Source organism: Bradyrhizobium sp. Kon10 (assembly GCF_055807395.1).
Genome location: NZ_JBVVOZ010000014.1, coordinates 101,140 through 118,818 on the forward strand (window position 1 = coordinate 101,140; position 17,679 = coordinate 118,818).

Annotated in this window: 18 protein-coding genes; 10 read left to right on the forward strand and 8 right to left on the reverse strand. The window is 65.0% G+C overall.

Annotated elements, in window-relative coordinates; all coding sequences use genetic code 11:
- Nucleotides 1-4: 4 nt before the first annotated feature.
- Nucleotides 5-982, reverse strand: a complete 978-nt coding sequence (locus AC0L2O_RS20545) for an NAD(P)H-dependent flavin oxidoreductase (protein ID WP_409188363.1) — start codon at nucleotides 980-982, stop codon at nucleotides 5-7.
- Between the two features lie 98 nt (nucleotides 983-1,080).
- On the opposite strand from AC0L2O_RS20545, the gene AC0L2O_RS20550 reads away from it, so the two are divergent.
- The 3 genes from AC0L2O_RS20550 to AC0L2O_RS20560 all read left to right on the forward strand — a co-directional run bounded on the left by AC0L2O_RS20550 (nucleotide 1,081) and on the right by AC0L2O_RS20560 (nucleotide 3,468).
- The gene (locus tag AC0L2O_RS20550) at nucleotides 1,081-1,971 is read left to right on the forward strand and encodes a LysR substrate-binding domain-containing protein (RefSeq protein ID WP_473370975.1); all 891 of its coding nucleotides are present in this window, start codon (nucleotides 1,081-1,083) and stop codon (nucleotides 1,969-1,971) included.
- A 78-nt stretch (nucleotides 1,972-2,049) separates the two neighbouring features.
- Nucleotides 2,050-2,541 (forward strand): Holliday junction resolvase RuvX, encoded by a 492-nt coding sequence (ruvX, locus tag AC0L2O_RS20555; RefSeq protein WP_409188362.1) that lies wholly within the window; start codon nucleotides 2,050-2,052, stop codon nucleotides 2,539-2,541.
- A 3-nt stretch (nucleotides 2,542-2,544) separates the two neighbouring features.
- The gene (locus AC0L2O_RS20560; protein ID WP_473370976.1) at nucleotides 2,545-3,468 is read left to right on the forward strand and encodes an AEC family transporter; all 924 of its coding nucleotides are present in this window, start codon (nucleotides 2,545-2,547) and stop codon (nucleotides 3,466-3,468) included.
- A gap of 131 nt (nucleotides 3,469-3,599) precedes the next feature.
- Here the strand turns inward: AC0L2O_RS20560 and AC0L2O_RS20565 are convergent, their stop codons facing one another.
- Genes AC0L2O_RS20565 through AC0L2O_RS20575 form a run of 3 tightly spaced genes read right to left on the reverse strand, consistent with a single transcriptional unit; the run spans nucleotide 3,600 to nucleotide 6,801 of the window.
- Nucleotides 3,600-4,364, reverse strand: a complete 765-nt coding sequence (locus AC0L2O_RS20565; protein WP_473370977.1) for a lysostaphin resistance A-like protein — start codon at nucleotides 4,362-4,364, stop codon at nucleotides 3,600-3,602.
- Nucleotides 4,365-4,387: 23 nt separating this feature from the next.
- A complete protein-coding gene (locus AC0L2O_RS20570) occupies nucleotides 4,388-6,031 on the reverse strand; it encodes an acyl-CoA dehydrogenase family protein (protein WP_473370978.1) in 1,644 nt (547 codons plus the stop codon).
- 20 nt (nucleotides 6,032-6,051) lie between these two features.
- Nucleotides 6,052-6,801: a M15 family metallopeptidase gene (locus AC0L2O_RS20575; protein ID WP_473370979.1), complete on the reverse strand. Its 750-nt coding sequence runs from the start codon at nucleotides 6,799-6,801 to the stop codon at nucleotides 6,052-6,054.
- 206 nt (nucleotides 6,802-7,007) lie between these two features.
- Between AC0L2O_RS20575 and AC0L2O_RS20580 the strand changes: the two genes are divergently transcribed.
- From AC0L2O_RS20580 to AC0L2O_RS20595, 4 genes are all read left to right on the forward strand, one after another.
- The gene (locus AC0L2O_RS20580) at nucleotides 7,008-7,955 is read left to right on the forward strand and encodes an aspartate carbamoyltransferase catalytic subunit (RefSeq protein WP_369723252.1); all 948 of its coding nucleotides are present in this window, start codon (nucleotides 7,008-7,010) and stop codon (nucleotides 7,953-7,955) included.
- Entirely contained in the window at nucleotides 7,955-9,262 is a 1,308-nt protein-coding gene (locus tag AC0L2O_RS20585; protein ID WP_473370980.1) for a dihydroorotase, read from the forward strand. The genes AC0L2O_RS20580 and AC0L2O_RS20585 overlap by 1 nt, the downstream gene beginning before the upstream one ends.
- Before the next feature lie 101 nt (nucleotides 9,263-9,363).
- Entirely contained in the window at nucleotides 9,364-9,960 is a 597-nt protein-coding gene (gene plsY / locus AC0L2O_RS20590; protein ID WP_409192860.1) for a glycerol-3-phosphate 1-O-acyltransferase PlsY, read from the forward strand.
- A 147-nt stretch (nucleotides 9,961-10,107) separates the two neighbouring features.
- Nucleotides 10,108-11,331: a patatin-like phospholipase family protein gene (locus AC0L2O_RS20595; RefSeq protein ID WP_473370981.1), complete on the forward strand. Its 1,224-nt coding sequence runs from the start codon at nucleotides 10,108-10,110 to the stop codon at nucleotides 11,329-11,331.
- On the opposite strand, the gene AC0L2O_RS20600 is transcribed toward AC0L2O_RS20595, so the two are convergent.
- A complete protein-coding gene (locus AC0L2O_RS20600) occupies nucleotides 11,323-12,567 on the reverse strand; it encodes an amidase (protein ID WP_473370982.1) in 1,245 nt (414 codons plus the stop codon). The two genes, AC0L2O_RS20595 and AC0L2O_RS20600, sit on opposite strands and share 9 nt — an antisense overlap.
- 90 nt (nucleotides 12,568-12,657) lie before the next feature.
- Between AC0L2O_RS20600 and AC0L2O_RS20605 the strand changes: the two genes are divergently transcribed.
- Together AC0L2O_RS20605 and dprA are read left to right on the forward strand one after the other, a co-directional pair.
- The gene (locus tag AC0L2O_RS20605) at nucleotides 12,658-13,035 is read left to right on the forward strand and encodes a hypothetical protein (protein ID WP_473370983.1); all 378 of its coding nucleotides are present in this window, start codon (nucleotides 12,658-12,660) and stop codon (nucleotides 13,033-13,035) included.
- 1,151 nt (nucleotides 13,036-14,186) lie between these two features.
- A complete protein-coding gene (dprA, locus tag AC0L2O_RS20610; RefSeq protein ID WP_473370984.1) occupies nucleotides 14,187-15,329 on the forward strand; it encodes a DNA-processing protein DprA in 1,143 nt (380 codons plus the stop codon).
- Here the strand turns inward: dprA and AC0L2O_RS20615 are convergent.
- Nucleotides 15,326-15,739 (reverse strand): winged helix-turn-helix transcriptional regulator, encoded by a 414-nt coding sequence (locus AC0L2O_RS20615; RefSeq protein ID WP_473370985.1) that lies wholly within the window; start codon nucleotides 15,737-15,739, stop codon nucleotides 15,326-15,328. The genes dprA and AC0L2O_RS20615 overlap by 4 nt on opposite strands.
- 83 nt (nucleotides 15,740-15,822) lie before the next feature.
- Here AC0L2O_RS20615 and AC0L2O_RS20620 point away from each other — a divergent pair, with 83 nt between their 5' ends.
- Nucleotides 15,823-16,494, forward strand: coding sequence for an FMN-dependent NADH-azoreductase (locus AC0L2O_RS20620; protein ID WP_473370986.1), 672 nt, complete (start codon nucleotides 15,823-15,825; stop codon nucleotides 16,492-16,494).
- On the opposite strand, the gene AC0L2O_RS20625 is transcribed toward AC0L2O_RS20620, so the two are convergent.
- Both AC0L2O_RS20625 and AC0L2O_RS20630 read right to left on the reverse strand, forming a co-directional pair.
- A complete protein-coding gene (locus AC0L2O_RS20625) occupies nucleotides 16,491-16,706 on the reverse strand; it encodes a hypothetical protein (RefSeq protein ID WP_369723246.1) in 216 nt (71 codons plus the stop codon). The genes AC0L2O_RS20620 and AC0L2O_RS20625 overlap by 4 nt on opposite strands.
- Nucleotides 16,707-16,881: 175 nt before the next feature.
- Nucleotides 16,882-17,655, reverse strand: coding sequence for an SDR family oxidoreductase (locus AC0L2O_RS20630; protein WP_369723245.1), 774 nt, complete (start codon nucleotides 17,653-17,655; stop codon nucleotides 16,882-16,884).
- Between the last annotated feature and the right edge of the window lie 24 nt (nucleotides 17,656-17,679).

Below are 17,679 nucleotides of genomic sequence, written 5' to 3' on the forward strand. Positions count from 1 at the left end.
CGTTTCAGACTGCGGAAGCGATGGAATTGCGACGGCCAGCGATGAGCTGCTCGGCCTCGGCCGCAATCCGTTCGACGATCTCGGCGGCTGGTGGAATATCATGAATCAGTCCGACGGCTTCGCCCGCAAAAACGGCCGCGATTTCGAGATCACCCGCCATTTTTGCGGCGGCATATTCCTTGGCAATTTCGCTAGCACGCTGCATCAACTCGATCTCACGACCGGTCCAACGCCTGATGTGGTCGTTGACCAGGGTTCGCGCGGTGAAGGGGGCTGGCCAGAACAGGCTCCGCGACCAGTCGACTATGACGCCGCGCACGGTGTCGTTTGGATCGGCCGTGCGAATGCGCTGCTTGGCCTCGGCGGAGCCATTGGCCTCGACGCTCGCATAGAAGCGGGTGCCAACCAACACGCCGGATGCACCGAGCATCATCATGGCGGCGAGGCCCCGGCCATCGGCGATGCCGCCGGCCGCGACAACAGGCACGCGCCCGGCGGCGAAATCGACGATGGCAGGCACAATGTCGACGGTCGTGCGCGACGCGCCGTGACCGCCCGCCTCCGTTCCTTGCGCGATCAAAATTTCCGCGCCGGCGTCGAGCGCCTGTTTCGCCATGTCCTCGCTCTGCACCTGGCAAATCAATCGTGCGCCGCTCGCTCTGATGCGCTGGGCGAACGGCGCGGGATCGCCGAACGAAAGCATCACGGCCTGCGGGCGGGCATCGAGCGCGATGTCGAGAAGCTCGGGCTGTTGTGCCAGGCTCCAGGTGATGAAGCCGATCCCGAATGGCGCAAAGCCCTTCAGCTCCGCGGCCTCAGCCTGAAGGCGGGCACGGTCGCCGTAACCACCGCCCAAGATGCCAAGACCGCCGGCCTCACTGACGGCGCGGGTCAGCCTGCTGCCCGCGATCGTGTCCATGGGAGCTAACAGGATCGGATGCCTGATCCCGAGAAGCTCCGTCAGTGGCGTGGTGATCGGCATGGTGGTTTCCCCGGTCTGGACATCAACAATACGGCCGACTACCATTCTCTAAAATTGAATTCTAGCGAACGCTGTCATCTGAAAAACGAAACGGCACCATGGAACTCAGCGACATCAAGACCTTTGCCGCGGTCGCCCGCTCCGGCGGCATCACCCGCGCCGCCGAAGAGCTCAACACCGTGCAGTCCAATGTCACCCAGCGCGTCAAGGCGCTGGAGGTTGAAATCGGCACCGCGCTGTTCGAGCGGCACAGCCGCGGCATGACGCTTACCGCTGCCGGCAAGCGCCTGCTGCCCTACGCACAAAAAATGGCGGCACTGTCGCACGAGGCTGTGCTCGCCGCGCGCGACGACGGCGAACCGAAGGGCCCGCTCGTGATCGGCTCGATGGAGACCACCGCTGCGGTTCGATTGCCGCCGCTGCTTGCCGACTTCCACCGTCGCTTCCCCGCGGTCCGCTTGGCTTTGCGCACGGCGACCACCACCGATCTCGTCGCCGCCGTGCTCGAAGGCACGCTCGACGGCGCCTTTGTCGCCGGCCCGATCGCGCATGCCGACCTCGTCACAACAAGCGCATTCCGCGAGGAGCTGGTGCTGGTCAGCGCGCGGCGCTGGGGTTCGCTCGCCGAGCTGCGCGCCGGCACGCCGGAATCCGGGCCGACCGCGCTCGTATTCCGTACCGGCTGCACTTATCGCCAGCGTCTCGAGCAGATCCTGGTCGAATTCGGCTGGCCGTCGGCCGTACGCTTCGAGCTCGGCACGCTCGACGGCATGATCGGCTGCGTCGCCGCCGACATGGGCGTGACGCTGTTGCCGCGCATTGTGGTCGAACGCAGCGCGATGAGCGGCAGCGTGTCGATCCACGCGCTGAGCCCCTCGCATGCCCGCGTCGAGACCCTGTTCATCCAGCGCCGTGCCGGGCATCAATACAGCACCCTCGCCGGCTTCGTGTCCTGCCTGAACAGCGACGACGCGGTCATCGCGGCCTGATGCAAACAGGCGGAATAACGCTAGTGCATCCATGTTCCGGGTTCACGCCGCAGCGCGACGCGTGATATGCGCTAGATCATGCCCGCTCTCATTCTGCCCCTGATCGATGCTGCAACCCACTGGCCCGAACGCGGCGGGCTGGTCGGCCTCGATCTCGGCACCAAGACCATTGGCGTTGCCGTATCCAATCCGGACCGCAGGCTTGCCACGGGGGTCGAGACCATCCAGCGCAAGGCGTTCAAGCAGGACGCCGCCCGCCTGCTGGCCATCGCGAGCGAACGCAACGCGGTCGGCTTCGTGCTTGGCCTGCCCATCAACATGGACGGCAGCGAAGGGCCGCGGGCACAATCGACCCGCGCCTTCGCCCGTAACCTTGCCGGCCTCACCGCGCTTCCGATCGGGCTGTGGGACGAGCGGCTCTCGACCGCCGCGGTCGAGCGCGAGCTGATCGGCATGGATGTCAGTCGCGCCAAGCGCGCCGAAGTGATCGACGAGCACGCCGCGATCTTCATCCTGCAAGGCGCGCTCGACCGCCTCGCCAATCTTCGCGCGGCTTCCGGGAATGGCTGATCCATGGCCGTCGTGATCGCGGCGCTGCTGCCGGTCTTCATCCTCATCGTGCTTGGCGTGGTGCTCAAACGCACATTGATGCGGCTCGACACGCAATGGCACGGGCTGGAGCGGCTGACGTATTTCGTGCTGTTTCCGATGCTGCTGATCCAGACGCTGGTGAAGGCGGATCTCTCCAGGGTGCCCGTCGCCGGCGTCGGCGGCGCATTGCTGCTGTCGACGCTGGCGATGTCGCTGCTCTGCCTCGCGCTCCGCCCTGCGCTGGCGCGGCTCGAGATCGACGGCCCCGCCTTCTCCTCGATCTTCCAGGGCGCGGTCCGCTGGCAGACCTATGTGGGGCTGTCCGTCTCTGCCAACATGTTCGGTGATGTCGGGCTGGCGCTGGCCTCCGTGGCGATGGTCGCGATCATTCCGCTGGTCAACGTGTTCAGCGTCGCCGTGCTGGCGCACTACGCCTCGCCTGAGAAGAAGTCCGCCGGTGCCATCGTCATGACCCTGATCCGCAATCCCCTGATTTGGGCCTGCGCCATCGGCCTCTTCGTCAACGTCATCCATTTGCCATTACCAAAAATCTGGCACGAGGTCGCCGACGCGCTCGGCCGCTCGTCGCTCGCCATCGGCCTGCTCGTCACCGGCGCCGGCCTGCAACTCAAAGGCCTGCTTCGCCCCAGCGTGAGCGCGACGCTCGGCGTGGCGTTGAAGCTGGTCTTGATGCCCGCGCTCGCGCTGACGCTCGCCGCGTGGTTCGGGCTCTCAGGTGACAGCCTCGCGATCGTCGCGATCTGCGCGGCGGTGCCGACCTCGCCCAGCGCCTATGTCCTGGCCCGCCAGATGGGCGGCGATGCCCCGCTGCTGGCGCAGATCATCACGCTGCAAACGATTCTGGCGGCGGTCACGATGCCGATCGCGATCGCGCTGGTGGCTTAGACTTCATCGTTGCGAGCGCGCCACTCCCTCCTCGTCATTGCGAGGAGCTCTTGCGACGAAGCAATCCAGACTGCCTCGGCGGAACGATTCTGGATTGCTTCGCTGCGCTCGCAATGACGGAGTGTGAGGCCTTAGCTCCCCAGCCACATCGTCAGCACCACGGCCGTCAGATTGTTCAGCGCATGCAGCACGATGGTGAGCCAGAGCGAGTTGGCGCGATGGCGCATGTAGCCGAACCAGACGCCGATGGAGAAGACCTCGGCGAGGAAGTACAAATCGTATTGCAGATGCACCGCCGTCCACACCAGCGACGACAGCATGATCGCGCCGGGCACCCGCAGGAAGCTCGCCGACCAGCCACGAAACAGGAAGCCGCGCGCGAGAACTTCTTCCGACATCGGCGCGGCCACACTGAAGGCAAACAGCAGCATCAGCGCGGCGCCGTTATCGCGTCCCGATTTCAAAAGGTCGGTCATGAAACCCGGCGTCGCCTCACGGCCGAGCGAGCGCGAGACGACCTCCCAGGCCAGCACGATCACGATCAGACCGACGGCGCCAAGCAGGAGCTGCTTCCAGGACGGCCAATGCAGCGCCAGATAATCAACGAAGGACGCTCTCTTGAACCGGATGGCCACCCACACCGCGACAAGCGTCGCCGGCAGGCCCATGATCACCGACAACGCCAGCGCTTGCGGCTCGCGGCCGACGAGCTGGATCGACGCAATGTCAATCGGCAGGCCGCGAAGCGCCGCCAGCAGCAGGATCGCCCCGATCTGGCCCACGAACATCGCGATGAAGATGAGCAGGCCCCACAGCGCCGTGCCCCAGAACTTCCAGACGCCCGGTGTCGCCGGCGTCACGATCAGCGGCGGATGGTCGGGATTCAGCGAGTCCATCAGAAGGCTTTCGTGAGGGAGGTTCAAGGCAGCGCCCGCTCCAGCAGCGCGCGAACGTCCGCGCTCTCCAGCTCCACCGCGCCATACATGCTGGCGTGATTGGCCACGAGCCGCGTGGCGGCGAACAGCTCGGCATGGTGCGGCGACACGGCGTTGAGCGCGGCAGCCGCGGCGAGCAGGGCCAGCTTCTCGACCGCGAGCCGCGCGACGCGTTCGCCGTCGGCGCGGCGGAAGCTCTTGCCGATGAACGTGGTCGCCTCGCCTGCCCCGGACAAATCTTTCGTCGCAGCCGCAAGTTCTTGCAGCACGGCCATCGCCGCCTCCGGCTCGCGCGCCAGCGCGCGGAGCACGTCGAGGCACATGACGTTGCCCGAGCCTTCCCAGATCGCGTTCACGGGCGATTCCCGGTAGTGCCGCGCCAGGATGCCGTCCTCGACATAGCCATTGCCGCCGAGGCATTCCATTGCCTCATAGAGGAACGGCGGCGCGCTCTTGCAGGTCCAGTATTTGATCGCGGGCGTCAGCAGCCGCATATAGGCCGCTTCAGCCGGATCATGCGGGGTGCGGTCGAAAGCGCGGCAGAGCCGCATCACCAGGGCGACGCTTGCCTCGACATGCAGCGCCATGTCCGACAGCACGGCCTGCATCAGCGGCTGGTCGGCGAGATGTTTCTGGAACACGCTGCGATGACGGGCGTGATGTAGCGCATGCGCCAGCCCCGAGCGCATCAGGCCGACGGAGGCAATCGCGCAATCCTGCCGCGTCAGCTGCACCATCTGGATGATGGTGCGGATGCCCTTGCCTTCCTCGCCCACCCGCTCGGCATAAGCGCCGACGAACTCGACTTCGGAGGACGCATTGGAGCGATTGCCGAGCTTGTCTTTCAGCCGCTGGAACTGGATCGCGTTGACGGAGCCGTCCGGCGCAAATCGCGGCATGAAGAAACAGGTCAGACCGTGCTCGGCCTGCGCGAGCACCAGGAACGCGTCGCACATCGGCGCCGACATGAACCATTTGTGGCCGGTGATGCGATAGGCCTCGCCGTCGCGCACCGCGCGCGTCATGTTGGCGCGCACATCCGTGCCGCCCTGCTTCTCGGTCATGCCCATGCCGAGCGTCATGCCGCGCTTGTCCCACCACGGCGCGAAGCTCGGATCGTAGCTCTTCGTCGACAGCACCGGCATCACGCGCGCGCGCAGATCCGGCTGCACCGCCAACGCCGCGACAGAGGCGCGGGTCATGGTGATGGGACAGAGATGACCGGTCTCGACCTGGGCGGCGATATAGAATTTGGCCGCGCGAATAACCTCGGCCGCATCGCCCGCAGGCGTGCCCTCGGTAGTCCACGTCGAGTTGTGCACGCCGGCATGGGCGCTGTGCGCCATCAGCTCGTGATAGGCCGGATGAAACTCGACCTGATCGCGACGGTTGCCCTTTGCGTCGAAGCTGCGCAGCTTCGGAATGTTCTCGTTCGCCAGACGCCCGCGCTCGGCCATGGCGGCCGAGCCCCAGTGTTTCCCGAACTCGGACAGCTCCCGTTCCGCCGCCGCGCCGCCATTCGCGTTCACAGCGTCGACCAGCGGCCGATCCACGGCGAAGAGATCGACGTTCTCGAAGGGCGGCGACTGGTTGAAGACCTCGTGGGTTGCGAAGCTCTGCTGGGTCATCATGCTTCCTCGGACCGGAATCAGTTCCGCCGCGGCTGGATCGGGAAATCATAGGCCGGCCCGCCCGCCCCCGGCAGGGAAAAATGCCACCACTCCTTCGAATAGTTCACAAAGCCTTGCTTGGCCATCGCAGCGACCAGCCGCTTGCGCCAGGCGCGCTGGTCGGGCGTGATCGAGGCTGCCGCGGTATGTCCCTTCGCATCCGTGCAGTCGTAGCCGGTGCCCATATCGACGCTGGCTTCCGGTATTCGCGCCGCCACCGGCGCGGTGCAATCGGCATATGACTTTGATCGATCGTATCTGGCGGAATTGTCGGCCTTGAGATCGACCAGGGTCAGGTCGAGGGCCGCACCGGTCGAATGCTGCGAGCGGCTCGCGATGTAGCCGAGGCGGAACAGCTCGGTCTTGGGGATCTTGGGATTGTAGCGCCGCTCGGCGGCGGTCTCGCGGCCGTTCTGCGACCATCTGACCATGTCGAGCGACGCCCGCGCCGGCCGGTAGCAGTCGAACATTTTCAGCGACAGGTTTTGCGCCGCCAGCTCCTGCTGCACCGCCTTCAACCGCAGCCCGACCTCACGCTTCACCACGCACTCGCCCGCACCATAGCCGCTCATCGGACGCCCAATGAAATTGTTGGAGCCCGCGTAGCGAATGTCCTGGATGATGCTGGGATCGATGTCGCGCAAATAGACGAAGCCGCCGGGAAGCGACTGGGCGTGGGCGGATGAGATGAAGCCGATTGCTACAAATGCAGTAAGACCTGTTTTCACGATGTTTCCACATTCTCCGGCGTCATTCCGGGCGGCTCGACGAGCCGAACTATGGTGCGGGCTCGTGCACCAGAGAATCTCGAGATTCCGGGTTCGATGCTTCGCATCGCCCCGGAATGACGACAAGGTACAGATCAGGGGATAACTCCCCGCCCCGGCATTGGCCCTTGCCCCCCCAGCCATCCCCGCCTATAGCTCTCGCTTTAATGACATCGAAATCGACCTTCGTCCTCGGCCACCGGCATTTGCTGGGCATCGAGGGCCTTTCCGCGGCCGATATCACCGGCCTGCTCGACCTGTCCGAAGAATATGTCGAGCTCAACCGCCAGGTTGACAAGAAGCGCACCGTCCTGCGTGGACGGACGCAGGTAAACCTGTTCTTCGAGGCCTCGACCCGGACCCAATCCTCGTTCGAGCTCGCGGGAAAACGCCTCGGCGCCGACGTCATGAACATGTCGGTCTCCTCCTCGTCCATGAAAAAGGGCGAGACGCTGGTCGACACCGCGATGACGCTGAACGCCATGCACCCGGATATCCTGGTGGTCCGGCATCACGCCTCCGGCGCGGTGGAACTGCTGGCCCGCAAGGTTGACGGTTCCGTGATCAATGCCGGAGACGGCGCGCACGAGCATCCGACCCAGGCGCTGCTCGACGCGCTGACCATTCGCCGCAACAAGGGCCGGATCGAGGGCCTGGTGGTCGCGATCTGCGGCGACGTGCTGCATTCGCGCGTGGCCCGCTCCAACATCATCCTGCTCAACACCATGGGCGCCCGCGTCCGCGTGGTCGGTCCGACCACATTGCTGCCGCCGGGGCTCGAGCGCATGGGTGTCGAGGTCGCGCGCGACATGCGCGAGGGGCTCAACGGCGCTGACATCGTCATGATGCTGCGGCTGCAGCGCGAGCGCATGAACGGCTCCTTCGTGCCGTCGACCTCCGAATATTTCCACTATTTCGGGCTGGACCAGAAGAAGCTCGCTTACGCCAAGCCGGATGCGCTCGTGATGCATCCCGGCCCGATGAACCGCGGCGTCGAGATCGACACCGCGGTCGCCGACGGCGCGCAGTCCCTGATCCGCGAGCAGGTGGAGATGGGCGTGGCCGTGCGCATGGCCGTGCTCGAAGCGCTCGCCCGCAACCTGCCGAACGCGTGATGCTCATGTTGACCGACCGCCGCCCCATCCTGCTTGCCAACGCCCGCATCGTCGATCCCTCCCGCGATTTCGACGGCCCCGGTGACGTCCTGATCGCCGACGGACTCATCCGCGAGGCCCGCCGCGGCATCGGCGCGGCCGGCGTTCCCGAAGGCACCGACGTCGTCAACTGCTCCGGCAAGATCGTGGCGCCCGGCCTGGTCGACATGCGCGCCTTTGTCGGCGAGCCCGGCTTCAGCCATCGCGAGACCTTTGCCTCGGCGAGCCTGGCGGCGGCGACGGGCGGCGTCACCACCATCATCTGTCAGCCCGAGACCGAGCCTGTCGTCGACAATTCCGCGACGGTCGATTTCGTGATGCGCCGCGCCCGTGATACCGCGATCGTCAACATCCTGCCGATGGCGGCGCTCACCAAGGGCATGCGCGGCGAGGAGATGACCGAGTTCGGCCTGCTCAAGGCCGCCGGCGCCGTTGCCTTCAGCGACGGCGACAGGAGCGTGACCAACGCGCAGGTGATGCGGCGCGCGCTGACCTACGCCCGCGATTTCGACGCGCTGATCGTGCACCACACCGAGGATCCCGATCTCGTCGGCGAAGGCGTGATGAACGAGGGCGAGTTCGCGACCCGGCTCGGCCTGATGGGCATCCCGAACGCGGCGGAGGCCGTGATGCTGGAGCGCGACATGCGCCTGGTCGCGCTCACCGGCGGCCGTTATCACGCGGCCTCGTTGACCTGCATCGAGTCGCTCGAGATCCTGAAGCGCGCCCGCGACGCAGGCCTTGCCGTCAGCGCCTCGGCCTCCATCAACCACCTTGCGCTGAACGAAAACGACATCGGCCCTTACCGTTCCTTCCTGAAGCTGTCGCCGCCGCTGCGCACCGAGGACGACCGCCGTGCGCTGGTCGCAGCCGTCGCCGCCGGCCTCGTCGAGGTCATCATGTCCGACCACAATCCGCAGGACGTCGAGGTCAAGCGCCTGCCGTTCGCGGAAGCAGCACCCGGCGCCATCGGACTTGAAACCATGCTGCCGGCCGGCCTTCGCCTCGTGCACAATGGCGAACTGGAGCTGAAGACGCTGATCCGGGCGATGTCGACCCGGCCGGCCGAGATCCTGGGCCTGCCAGGCGGAACCCTGCGCGCAGGCAGCCCGGCCGACATCATCGTGATCGATCCCGATGTCCCCTGGGTGGTCGATCCCGCCGATCTGAAATCGCCCTGCAAGAACACCCCGTTCGACGAAGCCCGCTTTACAGGCCGCGTGATGCGGACCATCGTTGGCGGGCGGACGGTCTATGAGCATGTCTAGGGAGACGGTTTTGGGTCTCGCCGCGTGCCGTGACCACTCAAGGCGTGATCATGCGTGGCGTCGCCGTTCAGCATGCGGATGCGGCCAAGGGATTTGTCAACATGGGGCTTGAAGCCTTCCTGCCGGTGGCCTTCGTCATCGGTTACCTCTTCGGCTCGATTCCGTTCGGGTTGGTCCTGACCAAACTCGCCGGCACGGAGGATATTCGCTCGATCGGCTCCGGCAGCATCGGCGCCACCAATGTGCTGCGCACCGGACGGAAGAGCCTTGCCGCGGGCACGCTGCTGCTCGATGCGCTCAAGGGCACAGCGGCAGTGCTGATTGCCGGCCACATCGCAGGCCCCAATGCGGCCATGGTGGCAGGCCTCGGCGCCTTCCTTGGTCATCTCTTTCCCGTCTGGCTGAAGTTCAGAGGCGGCAAGGGTGTCGCCGTCTATATCGGCATCCTGCTCGGACTGTTCTGGCCGGCGGCCTTGGTGTTCTGCGTGCTCTGGCTGGCAACCGCCTTCACCACCCGCTATTCTTCGCTCTCGGCGCTGGTGGCGTCGTTCATCACGCCGCTATTCCTGTGGTGGTTCGGTCACCTCGCGCTCGCGGCGCTGGCGGTGGTGCTCACGCTGCTGCTGTTCTATGCGCATCGCGAGAACATCAAGCGATTGCAATCGGGCAAGGAAAGCCGGATCGGCGAGAAGGGATAGACCGGGGGTCTACGGATACCGCGGCACCCCTTCTGCATTATATCGCAAATGCCGTTCGCTAGTTGCGGCCGAATCACGGCTGAATGAACGAACGGGTTCCTGGGCTGTCGTCCCGATCGTGGGCATGGCTCTACGCGGTTGCTCAGAATGAGCGAGAAGATTGTCGGCGCGCAAGACGAAGGCGGTTTGCAAGGTGCAGCGTGCACCGCGGCAAGCCGGCTGCTCTCGACGACGGATATCTGGTCCGGCGTGCCCTCACCGCTTGCAGCGCCACAGCCTGCTCCCGTTCCGCCACCACCGCCCAGGCCCGATCCGATTCTGGACGCGCCGAAACCGGTCGAAATTGTAAGCGTCGCCGCGCCGATCGCGCGCGATCAGGGACCGACGCGATCACCGCCCCAGAAATGGCCGCCACGGAAATTGTCGCTGGCCCTCCAGGGCGGCGGCACTTTTGCCGCCTTTACCTGGGGCGTGCTGGAGCGGCTGCTGGAGCATCCGACCATCGAGATCGACACCATCAGCGGCGCCAGCGCCGGTGCGATCAATGCGCTGCTGCTCGCCTCCGGCTTCGCCGAAGGCGGCCGTGAAGGCGCCCGCGCCCGGCTCAACCGGTTCTGGATCCGGCTGATGCACGAGGCTTCGTTCCGCTCGCTGATGTTGGTCGGCGGCTTCTCGCCGGCGGGAAGCTCGGTCGCGTTCGGTCCGACGCTGCGCTCCGGACATTTCGATCCCTTCGATCTCGACCCGCTGCGGCAGGCGCTGTTGCGCGACGTCAACTTTGCAGCGCTGCGCGACGCGAACTGCCCGAAGCTGCTGATCGCGGCCACGCGCATCCGCGACGGTCAGCAGCAGATTTTCGGCAATGACACGGTCACCGCTGACGTCGCGCTGGCGTCGACCTGTCCGCCCTTGGTTCATTGCGCGGTCGAGATCGATGGCGAGGCCTATTGGGATGGCGGCTTTGGCGGCAATCCGCCGCTCATCAAGCTGGTGCAGCAAAGTTCTGCGACCGACGTGCTGCTGATCCAGCTCACGCCCTCGCGCGACAGCTATGTGCCGATCACGCTCGCCGCGATCGACCGCCGGCTCGACCAGATCACGGCCAATGCCGCGCTTAATGCCGAAATCGCGGCGATCGAATGGGCGCAATCGCAGGCAATGCCCGCGCTGCGGCTCTCCAAAATCGCCGCGGAAGATTCGATCGACGGTTTGGCGCAGCGCTCATCGACCGATCTCGGCCGTGGCTTCATCCGTCTGCTGCATCGGAGCGGCCGCGAAGCCGCCGGACGCTGGCTCGGGCAAGGTACAAGTGCCGGCGTGGCGTCGCCGGCAGTTCAGCGCGTTGCCCCCGCCGAGCCCGCTTTAGCCTGATGTCGCCAGCGCATCTTCCAGGAACCACGCTGCCGCGAGCGCGCGCGCGTCGTTGCCAAAGCGCGCGATCACCTGCACGCCGATCGGCAGGCCGCCGATCTTGAGCACGGGGACGTTGACGCAAGGATTGCCCATCAGCGTCCAGAGCCGGTTGTATTTGGGGTCGCCGGTAGAGGCGAGCTCCTTGGCCGGTGCGGTGCCCGGCGCGGAATAGCTCAAGAGCACGTCGACGCCTTCGAACACTTCGCCGAGCTCGCGGCGACCGCGGCGGCTGATCCGGCGCGCCTCGTCATATTCCTTTGGCGTCAATGCGGCCGTTGCATCGAGGCTTGCGCGCAGCATCGGCGCGATCTCGTCATGATGCTCCGAAAACTCCCAGGCGAGCGCGCGATGCGCCTCGAAATCCTGGACGATGCCGTGAATGCGCCAGGCCTCCTGCACCGCCTCGGGCAAGTCGATGGTCTGCACACTGGCGCCAGCGCGTTCGGCGGCCTTGATCGCGGCCTGTAGCCCCTGCTCTGCCGCGGGCTCGACGGCGCCGGCGAACTCCTGCCTGACCACGCCGATGCGCGGCGACTTCGCCGGGACGATGCCGGAGAACTCGGTGCGGCCGGTCATCGCCAGCAATCCGCGCGCGAGATCCTCCGCGCGCGCGCCGAACAGGCCAACCGTGTCGAGCGCCCACGAATAGCACTTCACGCCGACCGTCGGCAGCATGCGGAACGACGGCTTGATCGCGGCAGCCCCGCAATAGGCGGCGGGCCGGATCACCGAGCCACCGGTCTGGGTGCCCAGCGCCAGCGGGATCATGCCGGCGCCGACCGCTGCCGCCGAACCGGACGACGAGCCGCCCGGCGAATGGCCGAGATTGTGTGGATTGAGCGTCGGCGTCGGATCGCGTGAGGCAAACGCAGTGGTCGTGGTCTTGCCGATGATGGTGGCGCCAGCCCGCTTCAGCATCATTACGACAGGCGCGTCCGCGCGCGGTTGCCAGCCGCGATAGATCTCCGAGCCCATCTCGGTCGGAAAATCCGCGGTGTCGATGATGTCCTTGATGCCGACCGCGATGCCCCGCAGCGGCCCGGACGCCTGCGCCTTCGCGGATGTGTCGTGGCGGACGAAGGCGTGAACGTCCTTCTCCTTGGCCTCAATCGCCGCGAGCGATTGCGCGATCGCAGCATCAGGCGAAAGCTCGCTGCTCTCGATGCGGCGCTGGAGGTCGGTGAGTGAGATCATGGCGATGCCCTTGTTATCGGCATCGCTTTTAGCATCGCGAGGAAGTCGCGCAAGCGCACGCTGCTGTTGCCCACGCCCTCAGGTTGTTCCATGCTACTCCCACAAGGAGCTGCCGTGGACGCCATCAATCCGAGTGTGGAGCTGACCGAGGCTGAGCGGGTCGATCGCCTGCGGCTGATCCGGTCCGACAATGTCGGGCCGCACGGTATCACGCGGTATTATGGCGCAAACGCCACCGTTGCGTTTGGGTCATCAACGGCAACCTCTCTAGCTATCCAAGATGGGCCAAAGCCTTGGCGCTCGCATTCTTCATCGGCGCAATTATATTTTGCCATATATGGATATTCGAAACTGATGCGATCTGGATTCTTCGGGTCGCCCCCGATAATCACCCTCAGCGCGAACCGGGTGACATGCGGATCTGTCGTGGGGAAAACATCGTCATACTTAGCCCATCCCCAAAGATAGAGAAAACGCTTTCCGGCGATAACTTCGGCGATGTTTTCAACGCTGGTCCAAACTTGCTGTCCCTGTACAGTCCCCTTGGGGGAGAGTGGCAAAAAAGCTCTAACCTTTCTCTCCATCTCTTTTTTGGTCGGCCAAAGATCGGGGAAGTCGAATCTATCATCAAGCTCTTGTTCGAACGACCACATGCTAACGTGGTTGATCATATTCCGTGTTGGCGTATCGCCGGCGTTGGACCACACCGGAATGATACCCCACGCCACGATCTCACCATTGTCGACATTGCTGCGGGCGGTTCTCTGGGGGGTGACGCTTACATAAGCTCGTTGTCCGGCAACGAGAGATTGCTCGGAAATATCGGCCGAACGTTTGGCGATGGCGATAGACTCTTGCATGTCGCGGGATTGAGCCTCGCCACTTTCGCGGCCCGCATCCCAGAGCCGATCCGTGGCTTGGCGGAGAGAGAGGGTGAACCACGCGATAAATGCTGTCGCTATAGCGGTGATGACACCATTGTACGCGTCGAGCGCAGCCCCCGTTTTGTGCAGCGCGTAAGACAACATATTATAGGAGGCGCAATCTTTTGTGCCTTCCTTGGTGGCTTCGCATATCTCGTAGTGCGCCGCTGTATCCGAGCTAATCAGGAAAAGCCCGAGCAGCGAGGCAAATCCAAAGAGAAAGCCAACCAACACATCGGGAAATCGACGCATAGGCCCCCCAGCCTTAGCTATCAAATCTCGCCCAATGCTACTCCTTCGAGTTCCAGTGCCGCAATACACGCAAGAAAGAAAGTGGCAGGGGAACGTGCCGCACGCCAGCTTGCTCGTGATTGGGGCCTCGGTTTTCTTTAGCCCGTGCTTCTGAGCCGTTTAGCCAGCTCGGCCTAGGTGACTTCGGTATCCCTCAGCTTGTGCTTCAGGAGACTGCGAGCCGCAGGGCTGTAGCATCTCAATCACAGCTTCGACGTGCCGCATTGCCCAGCCAGGTTCAGGTGCTCCTGCTTGTTCTCACGTTTTGCCAAGTCACTTTCTTCATTTCGGCCTGAGAAAACACGACGGCATGCTGGCCTGTTCCTGGCAACTAGGGTCGCATCTAGCATGGCGACGAGGCCGCGCAAGCGCACGCCCCTGTTGCCCACGCCCTCAGGTTGTTCCATGCTACTCCCACAAGGAGCTGCCGTGGACGCCATCAATCCGAGTGTGGAGCTGACCGAGACCGAGCGGGTCGACCGCATGCGGCTGATCCGGTCCGACAATGTCGGGCCGCGCACATTTCGGTCGCTGGTCGATCATTTCGGCACGGCGCGCGCCGCGCTGGAGCGGCTGCCTGATCTGGCGCGCCGTGGCGGGGCGGCGCGATCGGGGCGCATCTGTAGTGCGGATGAAGCCAGGGCCGAATTGGCCGCGAGCCGCAAGTTCGGCATCGCCTGGCTCGCGCCCGGCGAGCATGGCTATCCGGATCGGCTGGCAACGCTCGACGACGCGCCGCCGCTGCTGGCGGTGCGCGGCGATAGCAACACCTTGATGCGGCCGATGATCGCGATCGTCGGCTCGCGCAACGCCTCCGGCGCCGGCTTGAAATTCGCCGGCCAGCTTGCGCGCCAGCTCGGCGAAGCCGGCTTCATCGTCATCTCGGGACTGGCGCGCGGCGTCGACCAGGCCGCGCACCGCGCCAGCGTCGAGAGCGGCACGATTGCGGTGCTCGCCGGCGGCCATGATTGCATCTATCCGCCCGAGCACGGCGACCTGCTCGCGGCAATCCTCGACCGCAAGGGCGCCGCGATCTCCGAGATGCCGCTCGGCCACGAGCCGCGCGCCCGCGATTTTCCCCGCCGCAACCGGCTGATCTCCGGCGCTGCGCTCGGCGTGGTGATCGTCGAAGCGGCGCACCGCTCCGGCTCGCTGATCACCGCGCGTATGGCCGCCGAACAGGGCCGCGAGGTGTTCGCAGTGCCCGGCTCGCCGCTCGATCCGCGCGCCGCCGGCACCAATGATCTGATCAAGCAGGGCGCAACGCTGGTCACGGAAGCCGCCGACATCATCAACGCGGTCGAGCCGATCATGGAACGGCCGGTGATGCGCAGCGCAGGCGAGCCCGACAGCGAGCCGTTTGAGAACGATCCGCAAGGCCACGACCGCGACCAGATCACCGGCCTGCTCGGCCCCACCCCGATCTCGATCGACGACGTGGTGCGGATGTCCGGCGCCTCGCCCGCGATCGTGCGCACGGTACTGCTGGAGCTCGAGCTGGCCGGCCGGCTCGAACGCCATGGCGGCGGGCTGGTCTCGCTGCTTTAGGTGTTGTTCCTCTGGTCGAAGCGCGTCCGCGCGCCCTCGATCTCCGGCAGATGCGCGAATGCCCATTTGCCGAGCGCCTGCACGGGGTCCGCGAGGCCGCGGCCGAGTGCGGTCAGTTCGTAATCGACCCGCGGCGGAATGGTCGGAAACACCGTTCGCGTCACCAGTCCATCCCGCTCGAGCCCGCGCAGGGTCAGGGTCAGCATCCGCTGCGAGACGCCGTCGATGATGCGCTTGAGCTCGTTGAAGCGCTTCGGTCCATCGCCAAGCGCCATGATGACAAACACGCTCCATTTGTCTCCGACGCGCGAGAGCACCGAGGCGACGCCGCGACAACCGGCGTGGTTGGGGTCCGGCCGCGCCGGAGGGGCAGGCAAATCGGTGTGCGCAGGTTTCAATAATGTGCCCATGGCTCAAAAAAGTGCGTTCTTGCGGAGATTTCGACAGTCACTCATGTAGCTCTGGTTACAAACATATACCATGGGTGACCTCAATGAAACTCCTCCATATCGACTCCAGCGTGCTCGGCCCGCACTCCGTCAGCCGACAGGTGTCCGCTGCCATCGTCGATCGTCTGCGTCAGGCGACACCGCAGCTGGATATCGTCTATCGCGACCTGACCCAGACCCCGCTCGCCCACCTCTCCGGACCCCACCTCGCCGCCGCGCAAGGTGCGCCGGCACCGGCGGAACTCGGCCCCGACCTTGCCGCGAGCGCGGCTGTTCTGAACGAGTTCCTGGATGCCGACATCGTGGTGATCGGCGCGCCCATGTACAATTTCACGATCCCGAGCCAGCTCAAGGCCTGGATCGACCGCGTCATGGCGGCGGGAAAGACGTTCAAATATGGCGCGAACGGGCCGGAGGGCCTGGCCGGCGGCAAGCGCGTGATCGTGGCGATCTCGCGCGGCGGCTATTACGGCGCCGGCACGCCAGCCGCAGCTTTGGAGCACCTCGAAACCTATCTGCGCGGCGTGCTCGCCTTCATGGGCATCACAAATCCGGAATTCATCATCGCCGACGGCATCCAGGTCGGCCCCGAGCATCGGGAGAAGTCGCTCGCCAATGCGCTCCATGCGGCAACGAGGCCTGAGGCCACGCCGACATCATCAGCCGCCAGAATTTCTGCGGCGGCTGATGGACCGGCGGATGTTCCGCAAAGCTAGAACCAGGCGCCCTGCACGCCGAGGATGACGGCAACCAGCGAAATGAGCAGCCCGATCCCGGAGAACAGCGCGACGCCGACGAACTCCGACATGTCGGAGCGCTTCGCAGAAGATGTCGCGGCTGTGTCGGAGCGCTTCGCGGGCGTCGCGGTTTTTTCGGTGTAAATACGCGGCACTGAAATCGGTGAGAGAATGCGAGCTGCCTTCGGCATGACGGTTCCCTTAAATGGGTGATCTTATAATCCCGGCCCGTAAAAAGGTCTTGGCAGCACGCGTGAAGGTTCAACGCATCACGCAAGCTTCAGAAAATACGTCTCGCTGGATGCGGGAACCGGCCGGCGCAACCGCTGTCGATGCACCGGCCGATTCAATTTTCACTTGAATTGATCAACCGCGATAGATCGGCGCGCCCGCGGGCGATCCCGTCGAACCGCCATCGACGAAGATCTCCTGGCCCTGCACGTGCGCGGAATCATCCGATGCAAGGAACAAGACGGTTTTCGCGACGTGATCGGTTTCACCGATGCGGCCGAGCGGAGTCGACAGCGCGATCCGCTTCTCGAACTCCTTCTCGGCTTCGGGCGTTGCGGTCGCAGGCCCCCAGATCGGCGTGCGGATCGCGCCGGGCGCAACGACGTTGACGCGAATGCCGCGCGGCGACAGCTCGGACGCCATGATCCGCGCCATCGCGCGCACGCCGGCCTTGGCGGCGCCGTAGGCCGAATAGCCGGGAATGCCGAGCACGGAGATCACGGAACCGTTGAGGACGATGGAGGCATTGTCGTTGAGATAAGGCAGCGCCGACTGGACCGTGAAGAACACGCCGGTCAGGTTGGTGCTGATGACTTTCTCGAAGGTCTCCAGCGTGGCCGAGCCGAGCGGCGTACCGCCTGCGATGCCCGCATTGGCGAACACGATATCGAACTTGCCGAACTTTTCGGCGCCCTTCTTGATCGCGGCTTCGGTGGCGGCGATGTCAGTGGCATCGGCCGCCAGCGCGAGTGCGTTCGGCCCGAGCGCCTTCGCAGCGGCCTCGAGCGTCTCCTTGTTGCGCCCGGTGATCACCACCTTGGCGCCCTCGGCCACGAACAGTTTTGCCGTCGCAAGCCCGATGCCGCTATTGCCGCCGGTGATCAGTGCCGTCTTTTTGCTGAGCCTCACGCTCGCCTCCAGTGGTTGCATAAT

Excerpts from the sequence above, each read along its gene's own strand:
- AC0L2O_RS20545 (WP_409188363.1), bottom strand. The coding sequence starts at position 982 with ATGCCGATCACCACGCCACTGACGGAGCTTCTCGGGATCAGGCATCCG.
- AC0L2O_RS20550 (WP_473370975.1), top strand. The coding sequence starts at position 1,081 with ATGGAACTCAGCGACATCAAGACCTTTGCCGCGGTCGCCCGCTCCGGC.
- ruvX (WP_409188362.1), top strand. The coding sequence starts at position 2,050 with ATGCCCGCTCTCATTCTGCCCCTGATCGATGCTGCAACCCACTGGCCC.
- AC0L2O_RS20560 (WP_473370976.1), top strand. The coding sequence starts at position 2,545 with ATGGCCGTCGTGATCGCGGCGCTGCTGCCGGTCTTCATCCTCATCGTG.
- AC0L2O_RS20565 (WP_473370977.1), bottom strand. The coding sequence starts at position 4,364 with ATGGACTCGCTGAATCCCGACCATCCGCCGCTGATCGTGACGCCGGCG.
- AC0L2O_RS20570 (WP_473370978.1), bottom strand. The coding sequence starts at position 6,031 with ATGACCCAGCAGAGCTTCGCAACCCACGAGGTCTTCAACCAGTCGCCG.
- AC0L2O_RS20580 (WP_369723252.1), top strand. The coding sequence starts at position 7,008 with ATGACATCGAAATCGACCTTCGTCCTCGGCCACCGGCATTTGCTGGGC.
- AC0L2O_RS20585 (WP_473370980.1), top strand. The coding sequence starts at position 7,955 with ATGCTCATGTTGACCGACCGCCGCCCCATCCTGCTTGCCAACGCCCGC.
- plsY (WP_409192860.1), top strand. The coding sequence starts at position 9,364 with ATGGGGCTTGAAGCCTTCCTGCCGGTGGCCTTCGTCATCGGTTACCTC.
- AC0L2O_RS20595 (WP_473370981.1), top strand. The coding sequence starts at position 10,108 with ATGAGCGAGAAGATTGTCGGCGCGCAAGACGAAGGCGGTTTGCAAGGT.
- AC0L2O_RS20600 (WP_473370982.1), bottom strand. The coding sequence starts at position 12,567 with ATGATCTCACTCACCGACCTCCAGCGCCGCATCGAGAGCAGCGAGCTT.
- AC0L2O_RS20605 (WP_473370983.1), top strand. The coding sequence starts at position 12,658 with ATGCTACTCCCACAAGGAGCTGCCGTGGACGCCATCAATCCGAGTGTG.
- dprA (WP_473370984.1), top strand. The coding sequence starts at position 14,187 with ATGCTACTCCCACAAGGAGCTGCCGTGGACGCCATCAATCCGAGTGTG.
- AC0L2O_RS20615 (WP_473370985.1), bottom strand. The coding sequence starts at position 15,739 with ATGGGCACATTATTGAAACCTGCGCACACCGATTTGCCTGCCCCTCCG.
- AC0L2O_RS20620 (WP_473370986.1), top strand. The coding sequence starts at position 15,823 with ATGAAACTCCTCCATATCGACTCCAGCGTGCTCGGCCCGCACTCCGTC.
- AC0L2O_RS20625 (WP_369723246.1), bottom strand. The coding sequence starts at position 16,706 with ATGCCGAAGGCAGCTCGCATTCTCTCACCGATTTCAGTGCCGCGTATT.